Origin of the sequence: Pseudomonas sp. ICMP 3272 (genome assembly GCF_001466905.1) — a bacterium.
Taxonomy (GTDB): Bacteria; Pseudomonadota; Gammaproteobacteria; order Pseudomonadales; family Pseudomonadaceae; genus Aquipseudomonas; species Aquipseudomonas amygdali.
This window is the reverse complement of the sequence record NZ_LKEK01000040.1, coordinates 122,624-133,443: the sequence shown is the minus strand read 5'-3', so window position 1 is coordinate 133,443 and position 10,820 is coordinate 122,624. Positions and strand designations below refer to the sequence as shown.

General features: G+C 59.0%; 9 protein-coding genes and 1 pseudogene. 3 read left to right on the top strand and 7 right to left on the bottom strand.

The genetic code is table 11. The annotated features are described in order from the left end of the window. Nucleotides 1-181 precede the first annotated feature (181 nt). The 4 genes from AO068_RS07685 to mksB form a co-directional block, all read right to left on the bottom strand. A complete protein-coding gene (locus AO068_RS07685; protein WP_058400504.1) occupies nucleotides 182-1,429 on the bottom strand; it encodes a right-handed parallel beta-helix repeat-containing protein in 1,248 nt (415 codons plus the stop codon). A gap of 173 nt (nucleotides 1,430-1,602) precedes the next feature. Then, complete coding sequence (mksF, locus tag AO068_RS07680; protein ID WP_058408042.1) at nucleotides 1,603-4,422, bottom strand: Mks condensin complex protein MksF; 2,820 nt, start codon at nucleotides 4,420-4,422, stop codon at nucleotides 1,603-1,605. Beyond that, nucleotides 4,419-5,126 (bottom strand): Mks condensin complex protein MksE, encoded by a 708-nt coding sequence (mksE, locus tag AO068_RS07675; protein WP_002552081.1) that lies wholly within the window; start codon nucleotides 5,124-5,126, stop codon nucleotides 4,419-4,421. The genes mksF and mksE overlap by 4 nt, the downstream gene beginning before the upstream one ends. Then, a complete protein-coding gene (mksB, locus tag AO068_RS07670; protein ID WP_002552082.1) occupies nucleotides 5,116-6,393 on the bottom strand; it encodes an Mks condensin complex protein MksB in 1,278 nt (425 codons plus the stop codon). The genes mksE and mksB overlap by 11 nt, the downstream gene beginning before the upstream one ends. 144 nt (nucleotides 6,394-6,537) lie before the next feature. Here mksB and AO068_RS07665 point away from each other — a divergent pair, with 144 nt between their 5' ends. Continuing rightward, nucleotides 6,538-7,341, top strand: a complete 804-nt coding sequence (locus AO068_RS07665) for a hypothetical protein (protein ID WP_058408041.1) — start codon at nucleotides 6,538-6,540, stop codon at nucleotides 7,339-7,341. Further along, nucleotides 7,334-7,786, top strand: coding sequence for a ribosomal protein S18-alanine N-acetyltransferase (gene rimI, locus AO068_RS07660; protein ID WP_002552084.1), 453 nt, complete (start codon nucleotides 7,334-7,336; stop codon nucleotides 7,784-7,786). Before AO068_RS07665 ends, rimI begins: the two co-directional genes overlap by 8 nt. A gap of 9 nt (nucleotides 7,787-7,795) precedes the next feature. Here rimI and AO068_RS07655 read toward each other — a convergent pair whose 3' ends face one another. Further along, nucleotides 7,796-8,203, bottom strand: a complete 408-nt coding sequence (locus AO068_RS07655; protein WP_058408040.1) for a hypothetical protein — start codon at nucleotides 8,201-8,203, stop codon at nucleotides 7,796-7,798. Nucleotides 8,204-8,373: 170 nt separating this feature from the next. On the opposite strand from AO068_RS07655, the gene can reads away from it, so the two are divergent. Further along, nucleotides 8,374-9,012, top strand: a complete 639-nt coding sequence (gene can / locus AO068_RS07650; protein ID WP_058408039.1) for a carbonate dehydratase — start codon at nucleotides 8,374-8,376, stop codon at nucleotides 9,010-9,012. A 71-nt stretch (nucleotides 9,013-9,083) separates the two neighbouring features. On the opposite strand, the gene AO068_RS29690 is transcribed toward can, so the two are convergent. Further along, the gene (locus tag AO068_RS29690; protein ID WP_404944463.1) at nucleotides 9,084-9,872 is read right to left on the bottom strand and encodes a methyl-accepting chemotaxis protein; all 789 of its coding nucleotides are present in this window, start codon (nucleotides 9,870-9,872) and stop codon (nucleotides 9,084-9,086) included. A 69-nt stretch (nucleotides 9,873-9,941) separates the two neighbouring features. Then, nucleotides 9,942-10,748, bottom strand: a pseudogene (locus tag AO068_RS29685) (MCP four helix bundle domain-containing protein); the annotation flags it as partial. Nucleotides 10,749-10,820: the final 72 nt, after the last annotated feature.

Below are 10,820 nucleotides of genomic sequence, written 5' to 3'. Positions count from 1 at the left end.
CGCCGATGGTAGTGTGGGGTTTCCCCATGTGAGAGTAGGTCATCGTCAAGATTAAATTCCAGAAACCCTCACCGCTTACGCGTTGAGGGTTTTTGTTTGTCTGGGGTTCCAAAAACCTCTGCATTCTCCTGAACTCATAACCCCACCTTTCAGTACTGAAGCCAGAGAGTCCCCCTCCAGCTCAGTTGAACGCCCCCATGCCTGCCAGCCTGCTGCCGGGCCGCAGATGGAAGCTGCTCAGTACTGGCAGGCTTCCGTCTGGCTGGCGCTTCGCATCCCAACCAGTCTCCGAGACATCTTCAAAGTCAGCGTCGGTTACAGGCGTTGGCAATGCCCATGAGTTGTGGGCCATATCCAGTCCTTCGCTGTTTACGGTCAACCGTCCCTTGTAGGCAATATTGTTGAGCAGGTGGCCGAGAGGAATCAGCGAGCCATCTGGCGCGATACCTGCCATGTTGTAGTTTGCGCCATTGGAAAAAGCCGTGTTGTTGATGAAGTCCAGTGCCAATGTATGGTGATTGGCGTAGAAACCGGCGGATTTGTTGTCGAAGGCAACTGAATTACGGACGATATGTTTCACACCGTTGGGCACATACTTGCCACCGTATCCGCCCGCTTTGATGCCATTGCCGTTGCCCGCTTCAAGTTTGGTGTGCGTGCCAGGCAGGTAGCCTTGCTGCCATGCCCACGAGTTTTCGATGGTTACCGGCGAGAAGGCATTGATCAGGTCAAAGCCGTCGTCGGAATTGGCCCAGGCTCTGCAACCGCGAAATACGTTGCCTGGATGGCCCGCCTTGATATGTGCGCCGAAGCCGTCAGCGCTCTGACCTGCGCCGTTTGAGGTGTAAGGATCGTAGTTGTGGTGGGAGTCGGTATTGAGTACCAGGTTATAACCGCCGTTCTGAATGAACAGGCCTGGCCCCATGTTGTGATGCAAGTTGAGTTGCTCGAAAGTGTTGTGGCTGCCGCTGTTCCAGATACCCCAGGACTCGTGATTGAGATGGTTATCCGGCTGCTGCGGCACGCCCGTTACCTCCAGCCCCTTCAGGTGTAACCAGCTACCGGTAACGTTGAAGCCTTTGACGCGACAATCGTCTTTCATGGCCGAGAAATCGAAAACCGGTGTTTCGCCCGGATAGGCCCAATAACGTATAGGTTTGTTTTCGCTGCCGCTGTTGTTCAGGGTGATGGCATTGACGGTGTCTGTACGGGTAGCGCAGCTGTTGATGCCTGCTGTGTAGGCATAGACTCCGCCGCGAAAGTACACCGTGTCGCCAGCTTTTGCGGCTTGCTGTGCACGCATGATGGATCGCAACGGTGCGGCTTTTGTACCGGCAGCATGATCATCGCCATTGGGGGCAACGTAGTAGTCGGTTGCATGCGCTGTTGCAGCAACGGTCAGCAAGACCGTCAACAGTATGGTTTTCATGAGGTCACTCCAGGCCTGCCTCTCGCAATCCTATGCGTGTTTGCTGCACCCCATTGTGAATTCAATGAATAAAGAGTCTGTTTGTGCAAGGCCTGCACTATGGCCTCACTCAATTCAAAGACAATAAAAAAGGCCGCATTCTCATGCGGCCTTCTGGCTACAGCTAACGGCCCTTACGAAGCCAGCTCTGGTACCGCTGGCTTGACATCGTCACGACGCTGAATGTATTTCCAGTCAGCTTCATCGATGTATATCCCGTTAGGCCCGCTGCCACCTTCCAGGTCGATGGCCACATGGGCCGATACCTGTGGCTTCACACTTGCCAGAATCGGAACGAAGCCCAGTTGCAGGCTCGTTTCCAGCAGCGCAGCCTGGTTCTTCTCATCGATGTCTGCTGCTTCGTCCAGGTAATAAGGCAAGCGCACCCGACCAGCCTGATCCCGATCCATCAAGTGCAGCAACAGGTACATGTTGGTCAATGCCTTGATGGTCATCGTCGTGCCGTTGGAAGCTGCGCCGTCGATATCGGTGTGGATAACCGGCTGACCATTGACCTTGGTGATCTCGAATGCCAGTTCGAACAAGTCCTTCAAGCCCAACTGGTTATGGTTGGCAGCCACAAGTCGCGCCAGATACTCCTTGGCCTCTTCGTTCTTGTTGTCCTGCTCGGCGCTCTGGCTCAGGTCGAAGACTGACAGTGTCTCGCCTTCTTCATATTGCCCGGCGCTGTGGATAATCTGATCGATGTGCTTGAGTGCTTCCTTGTTCGGGGCGAGCACGATACGGAAGCTTGCCAGGTTAGAGACTTGACGCTTGTTGATCTCGCGGTTGAACAGCGCCAGTTGATGCTCAAGGCTGTCGTAGTCGCTACGAATATTGCGCAGGGTGCGGGCGATGTCAGTAACCGCAGCGCGACGAGCCTTGCCCAGCGTAAGTGCCTCATCGGTACGGTGCGCGTAGGCATTGATCAGTAGCTGCAGGCGACGCTCCATGTCGTCCTCGCTGTCGAACTTGGCCACACCCTTGAGGCGAACCTGGGCATACAGCGCTTCGATCTGCCCATCGCTGCGCAACAGACCTTGCCAGCTGTCCTGATAGTCGTTGAGCAGCGGCAACAGGTTATCCATGGAGTCGTCGATCGGGTCCATGAACGGTGTGCCGAAAGGCAGGTCTGCTGGCAGTAACTGACGGCGACGTAGCGCGTCGTCCAGCGTGCGTTGCTTGGATTCCATATCGCCGATCTGACGTGCGATCAATTGCAGCTTGGCTGACAGTTGCTGCACGCGCTCGGTGAACGCGTCGCTGGAGCGTTTCAGTTCATCCTGAGCGGCTTCCATCTGCGCCAGTTCTTCCAGCTTGGTGGATTCCTCCGCGCTCAAGGTCTGGCAGCGGCGGAAGTCTTCAAGTGCCTTTTGCGCATCCAGCACCTGCTGGTACAGCGCTTCGGTCTGGGTCTTGCTCGCCGAACGGTCGGCAGCGACAGCCTGCTGGGTTTTCAGCTGTTTGAGTTCTTTTTCCAGACGCTCTTTCTGATCGCGCAGCGCAGCACGATCGGCCAGCGCCTGCAGGGCAGGAGGCTCGATACTCGACAGGTTGATTGTCAGCCCGGGTACGGCGAATTGATCGCCCTTGAAGCCATCCAGAATGGTCTCCAGCGATTTGACCCACGCGTCGCCGTCGTCCAGCGCAATACCTTGCTCACCCAGTGGCAGGCTGAACAGCGCGCTGTTGAACAGGCGCATCAGGCGTTCTACGTCCGGCTGGGAGAACTCTTCACGCAGACGGGCGTAACTGTTGTTGTCCGCGTGGTCGAGCTGTTGCTTGACCGACTTGAGGCGTTTCTCCAGGTCGCGCAAACGCTCGTCCAGGTCTTCGGCGCTGAACTGCCGGGACTGGGCCAGCGCACCGGCCAGCTCATCGTGAGCATCCTTGGCTGCGAGCAGTTGCTGCTCCAGCACCTTGACGTCATCGACCAGCGCGAAACGATTCTTCAGCACCGACAGCTCGCCGACCCAGCGCTGGATGCTGCTGATCTCGCGCTCCAGACGCATCAGTTCCTGAGTGCTGCTGCGCTGATCGTTCTGCATCTCATCCTGCTGAGCACGGTAATGCTCGGCCTGAGCGACCAGTTCTTCCTTGCGCGCGCCAGAGTAGTCCGACCAAGTGCCAAGCAGTGAATCGAGGATCGGCGACAGACGATGCAGTTTGCCGCGCAACAGATCACGCTGTTTGACTCCGGCAGCCAGTGCCTCGACCAGCGGGCCAGCCAGTACCAGCGAGTTGTAATCCTGTTCCATGCGCCGCACGTCGCGGAAAGCTTCTTCACAGGCGGCGATGTAGTCGACGCTGCCCGAACGCAGGCTGTGCTCGAACGCATCGAGAAACAGCTGCTTGAGTTTGGCTGCCGTGATTTCACGCATGTGCAGCAGGTTGATGAACAGCGCGCGGAAAGTCTTCAGGCTCTGCTCGCTGGTGGAGCGTAGCGGGATCAGGGTCAGGTCCAGCGGGATCGAGGTATGACCGCCGACCAGCAGGCGGCGCAACTCGTCCGGCTTGAGTTCGTAGGCTTTCAGGCCCTGGCTTTCCAGGTTGCTGAACAGCTCTTTCTGACGCAGGCAGGTGTCGTTCTTCTGGTAATGACCCAGGTCCAGCTCGCCGGCATAGGCGAAGAACTGATGGCCGAAACCGCCACCCGGGCCGCGGCCTACCACGCCAATCACATGCGGGCCGTGGGGCAGGGAGACTTCCACCAGAATGTAACTGGTGTCGCTGGCAAAGTAGAAGCGCCGGGACTGCTCAAGGCTGTACTTGCCGAAGCTCATGTCCGACATGCGTGCCAGAATCGGGAATTGCAGGGCGTTGATCGAGGCGCTCTTGCCGAGGTTATTCGCGCCGTACACCGACAGCGGGTTTTCCAGCGGGAACAGGCCGAGGCTGTAACCGGCGGTGTTCAACAGGGCAAAGCGGCGGATGCCATAACGTTCCTGGCTCATGTGTCCATCTCCTGTCGTTGCTCATCGGCGATTGCCCGGGCCAGTGCCTCTTCCTCGGTTTCTTCACCGAATTCAGCCAGGTCCAGAGGGTCATCGGTTTCCAGCAGCTTCTCGTCGCTGTCATCATCGATGAGCACAGGCGTTGGCAGTGGCAGGGCGCTATGCAGGCTGGCCGCCAGATCGCGGTCCTGTTGCACCGACAGGCACACATCGAGAAAACGGTGCATCGGCGGCAGGAAGCGGTAGATACCGACCTCTTCACTGGCAAAACCCAGTTGCGTCATGCGGCGCATGATCTTCTCTTCAAGCTCTTCCTGGGTCTGCACTTCCGCCTGAAGAAACAGGTCCCGGTACTTTTCCAGCATCGAAGGCAGTTCGTCACGGCCCAGACTGCCGCCATCCAGCACGGCCATCGGGTCACGGCCCTGATCGGCCAGATGCTCGACGAGGATGAAGGTGAACAGCGCCAGACGCTGAGCGGTCTTGTTGACCTGCGCGGCGGCCAGTTCAGGCACGAAATAGTAGAAACCGCGGGTGTCGCAGATCAGTTCGTAGCCCAATGCCTTGAACAGCGCGCGGTACTGGTCCTGGCAGTTGGAGAGTTGGGCATACAGCTCCGGGTCACGGCGGCTGATGTGATAGCCCTTGAACAGCTCGCGAAAGATCGGCGCGAGCTGGGACATTTCGGATAGATCAAGATGCATGAACAGGGCTCTCGGAATGCTCTGGCTGCTCGTCTTTTGCGGCGAGCAGGGCAAAGGAGCGCAGGCTGACGCGGTGCTCCCGGGTGAAATATTCGCGACGCTCGAGGCGTTCACGGGCGAAGCGCTTGTCCCGCGACAACCGCGAGAACCAGTACAACAGCTCGTCGGTTTCGCCGGTTGGTTCCTGCTCCAGCAACCAGACCATCAGGTCAGGCATCGGCAGGGCGCTTTCGCAGCGCTCGAGCATTTCCTTGACCGTACGTGGCGCGCGGGGTGGTTCGCCCTTGCGTGTACCACTGGCCTTGGGGAATTTCGCAGGCTTGGGTTCAAAGCGCGCCAAGGCATAGACGTAAGCCTCGACCTGGCTCGCGCTGCCCAGAAAGGTACTTTGCGGGCGGGTAAACAATGGCATGGCAGCCTGTGGCACTGCGTCCAGGCCCTTGCGCCGAATCGCCGACAAGGCCAGCGCCGCGCCACGAGTCACCGCATTATGGCGACGTGCCTCCTCGCGCAGCGGCAACAGCAGCTCGCGTGCATGGCGCAAGGTCAACTGAGCGCTGGTCTGCATCTCCAGAATGCGCGCATGGGTGCGCAGCAGCATGTCGTCGTCGACCAGATGACCGAGGCGTTGTTGCTCGGTCAACAGGCGCAGCAGCACATTCTCGACCTTGCGCACACCCTGTTCGAAAGCACCGTCGGCATTGACCAGTTGAATCATCGGCTCGACGTATTCGTCCCAGGTGGCCAGAACTTCTGCATACCGCTGGCGCAAAGGGATCTGCCGGTCGCTGGTCTTGGCCCGGTCGGCGACCGCGACCAGTGCCTGTTCGTCGTTGGCAAGCTTCTTGAGAACGTCGCGCACGCGCATGTCCAGCAGCCGCAGCTGCCTGGCCAGATCATTGGCATCGCGAATATCGAACGCGTCCTGGATGTAACCGGCCAGGCGCTCCAGATGGCGCAGATAAGCCTCGATTTCCAGGCACAGGCCCAGCCGGTGCTCGCGGCGCAGGTAGGACAGGAAGTCATGGATCTGTGCGTTGAGCTCAAAGCGGTTCGGACTTTTCGCGACGGGCACCAGAATGTCCAGACGAATCCACACGTCCAGCAGGTTGGTGATGTCTTGCGGGGTGCTGTCCTGCTGCTGAGCGCCCAATTGCAGGCGCAGCTCGCTCAGGCTCAACGTACCCTGGTCGAAGTGTTCGCATAAGGGCTCGAGTAGCGCCCAGTGCTCGGCAAGGGCGCGCAGGACGCGCTTGGGTTCGATCATCGTTAGGCCGACTGTTGACAAGTGAAAAGCGGCAATTGTACTGCATCAGTCGCCTGATATTTCACCTGCGGGCGATATGCTGCAGCGCAAAAAGGCGAACAACGCTAGAATTGCGCGCTTAACTTATCCACAGGTGGCTGACCCTTGCTCAACGAGTCCCGTCGCCGCGCTTATTTGACCGCCATGCAGGTGGTCAACTGGCTGCCGCGCACAGAACTGCCATTCGCCGCGCCCTCGCGTCCGGAGCTGCTTGCGCCGTTACCGCCGCCGGTCGAGGTGCAGAACATTGCGCCTGCTGCCGCGCCATCTGCGCACGCTGCGCCGGTCGAAGCTGCGAACGTTGTGCCGATCACCCGGCAGCCCGAGCGCCCGAAGGTCGAGGTGCCGCGTCCGTCACTGGCCAGCACGCGCACAGTTGCCGCGGTCGAAGAGGCCGCGCCTGCGCCGCCCAAGGCCGCGGTTGTGCCGCCACCGCGTTTTGCCCTGCAATTGCTGCGTGCCGGGCGTTGCATGCTGCTGGTAGAGCTGACCACCGGCCAGCCGTTTCAGAGCCGCGATCCGTCCTACCTGCTGCTCAAGGACATGCTGCGCGCTGCCGGTCTGCCCGACAGCCCGCAGATTATCGGCGAACCGGTGCGCTGGCCGTTGCTGGTGCGCGGCCAGATGGATCAGGGCCCGGAAGCGGCGCGCGACTTCGTGCAAGGCTTTGTCGGTGCCCGGCTTGAGGACGAACCCTGTGCGTGCCTGTGGCTGATCGGTTTGCCGTCGATGAAGTTCGCCGGTGAAGCCGACGCCGAATCCTATAACCGCGAATTGCAGATCGAAGGTCTGGGTACTGCCTGGGCGTTGCCGGGTCTCGAATTAATGATGGACGAGCCTGAGCGCAAGGCCGATGTCTGGAAAGCCATGCGTCGGCTGATGACGCGCTGGAAATCGATCGATGAGTGATGCCGTAACCTTCCGCCCCATGACCGAAGCCGATATGGATGCGGTGCTGAAAATCGAATACGCAGCATTCAGCCATCCCTGGACACGCGGCATCTTTCTCGATGGCCTCAAGTCCTACGAGATCTGGCTGATGTTCGAAGGAGCGCAGCAGGTTGGGCATGGTGTGATTCAGGTCATCATCGATGAAGCACATCTGCTCAATATCACCGTCAAACCTGAAAATCAGGGCCGTGGTCTTGGCTTGCTGCTGCTGGATCATCTGATGAAGCGTGCTTATCAGCTAAACGCTCGGGAATGCTTTCTGGAGCTGCGTGACAGTAATCGTCCAGCCTATCGTCTGTATGAAAACTACGGTTTCAACGAGATAGGCCGGCGTCGCGATTACTACCCGGCGGTCGGCGGCCGCGAAGACGCCGTGGTCATGGCCTGCACGCTTTTCGAATAGTGCTGGCGGTCAGCGCTGGGTGTTGCCGTCCAGCGGGTCCAGAATGGCCAGCTCCTCCTCGTCGAGCCCGTTGCCACCGCCGATGTCATCTTCATCGACTACCGTCAGGTCCAGATCGGCAGGATCGTCTTCGCCCTGCTCGTTCGGTGAACGGGCACCGTCTTCGCGGATCAGGGTTTCCGGCGACAGATCGTCATCGGTCGAATGGTGATCGTCAGTCGAGGCACCGGTCAGGCCTGCCTCACGCACACGCTGATCCGGAATTTCATGTTGCAGTTGGTCTTCAGGGATAAGATCACCGATACGGGCGGTCTCATCTTCATTGAAGTCGAGTGTTTCCATAGAGCCCATGCGGTCTTCGTTGTCATCAATGGGTTCCGGCTGGGTCGCACCGAATGGGCGGCGTGAATCGTTCATGACAAATCCTCATTTGGGGTGGTCGTAAAAAGTTGACCGGCCACGACTTTGAAGATTCCTTTTTGTTGACCGACGAGCTTTGGTGAATTTTGTCAGTAGTGGCAAATAGGCGTGACTTGAAGGATTCGACTCCAGTCCAAGGCTGGGCATCATTATCGAGGCGTCAAAGCATGAACGAGCTACAAGACCTGATTGATAACAATGCACGCTGGGCCGATGCGATAAAGCAGGAAGACCCAGAGTTTTTCGCCAAACTGGCCCGCCAGCAAACACCTGAGTTCCTGTGGATCGGTTGTTCGGATGCACGTGTCCCGGCCAACGAGATCGTCGGCATGCTGCCCGGCGATCTGTTCGTCCATCGCAACGTGGCCAACGTTGTATTGCACACCGACCTCAACTGCCTGTCGGTGATCCAGTACGCAGTGGACGTGTTGAAGGTCAAACACATTCTGGTGACGGGCCACTATGGTTGCGGCGGTGTACGCGCGTCCATGCAGGACCGCCAGTTTGGCCTGATCGACGGCTGGCTGCGCACGATTCGTGATTTGTATTACGAAAACCGTGAAGTGCTGGCCAATCTGCCGACCGAGGAAGAGCGTGTCGACCGTCTGTGCGAGCTGAACGTGATTCAGCAAGTAGCCAACGTCGGTCACACCAGCATTGTGCAGAACGCCTGGCACCGTGGGCAGAGCCTGTCTGTGCATGGCTGCATCTACGGCATCAAGGACGGTCGCTGGAAGAGCCTCGACGTAACCATCAGCGGCTTCGAGCAGTTGCCGCCGCAGTACCGTCTGCGTCCGCAGGACTGACAGCCGCCCTCAGGCTGCAGCATCGCCAGCCAGTCTGTTTTTGCGACGGCTGGTTGGCGACAGGCAGGTCATCACAGCACGAAGCGCTGCACCATCAGTTTCAGATCAGCCGCCAGCATCGACAGCGAATTGCTCGCCACGGTGGTCTGCTGCGCGCCTGACGCTGTCTGGCTCGACAGGTCGCGGATACTGCTCAGGTTGCGGTCTACTTCAGTCGCAACCTGGGCTTGCTGTTCTGCGGCACTGGCAATCAGCAGGTTGCGGTCGTTGATGGTGGCCGTTGAATGGATGATCACGGTCAATGCTTCGCCAGTTGATGCAGCTTGCTCAAGCGTCAGGCTGGCTTGCGTTGCCGTGTGGCGCAACGAGCTGGCCGTTTGCTGAGTGCTTTGCTGCACACCGCTGATCAGCCCTTCGATTTCTGAGGTCGAGGCGCTGGTGCGTTGCGCCAGTGAACGAACCTCGTCAGCTACCACGGCAAATCCGCGCCCGGCTTCGCCCGCCCTGGCTGCCTCAATGGCGGCGTTCAGGGCCAGCAGGTTGGTCTGGTTGGCGATCGCGCGAATCACATCGAGGATGCTGCTGATGCTCTGTGTGCGCTCGGCCAGTCCTTCAGCCTGATGCGAGGAGTCCAGCACGTTTTCAGTCAGTTGCTTGATCGAAAGAATCGTCGCCGACAGTTTTTCCTGCCCTTGCGCTGCCGCCTGGGTCGACGCCTGTGATTCGGTCACGGTGCTGCTGGCATTGCCTGCCACTTCGATGGCCGCCTGACTCATCTGGTTGACGGCGACTGCGGCCTGCTCGATTTCGTTGTTCTGCAATTGCAGATTGAGCGCACTGGCTTCGGCAATGGTGCCCATCTCCTGAACCGACTGCGACAGCTGCGTCGCCGCTGCGTAGATCTGATCAATCGTGCCGTGCAGGTTGGTGCGCATGCGCCCCAGGGTGATCAGCAACTGCGCGGTCTCGTCCTTGCCATCCGGTATCCGGTGCTCTGTCAGATCACCATCGGCGATGGTGCTGGCAATGTGCAAAGCCTGGCGGACCGGGTGAATGATGCTGACGCTCAGACGCCAGGCCAGCAGCAGGGTCAGAGCCAATACGACGGCGATGGCGCTCAGCGCAATGATTCTCGCCTGCTCGTAACGGGTGCCTGCTGACTCTACGGCGGCGGCAGCGCTCTGTTTGTTCAGCTCGCGCAGCAACTGCACCTGCATGTCCATCAGGTCGCCTTGCAGCGCGAGCATGGTATTGGCCAGCATTCGGGCCTCATCCAGCTTGTTCTGCTCGATCAGCGTGATCTGATTCTGCAAGCCGGGCATGAACGCCTTATAGGCATCCTGCAACGCGACGATAGAGTCATGCTCAGTGCCCGATTGAACACGCGCAAGGTATTCCGAGAAACCTTTCTCGACTTCGTTCTTGAGCTGTTCGACATTGATCTTGCTGTTGATGACCGCACCCGGATCGTCGGCATTGGCGATCAGCCGGGTGGTCTCGCTGCGCAGTTTGACCAGGCCGATGGCGATGGCATCGGCCATGGCGATACTGGGCAGCGCGCCGCTCTCGACAGCTTCGCCCTGATTGCGGATCTCCTGCATCTGCAGCAGGCAGAAAGCCCCCAGCGCGACCATCAGCAGGGAAGTGATACCGAAACAGATCACCAGGCGCAGGGTAATCCTGAAGCGGCGCAATAGTGTTGGCGTTGTGGATTGCCGACGCAGGAAACGAGGCATAAATCTTTTCACGGCACACAACCCCTATAAACACGCATACCTTCTCGGAGAGCCGTTTATAGGGCAGTTGTG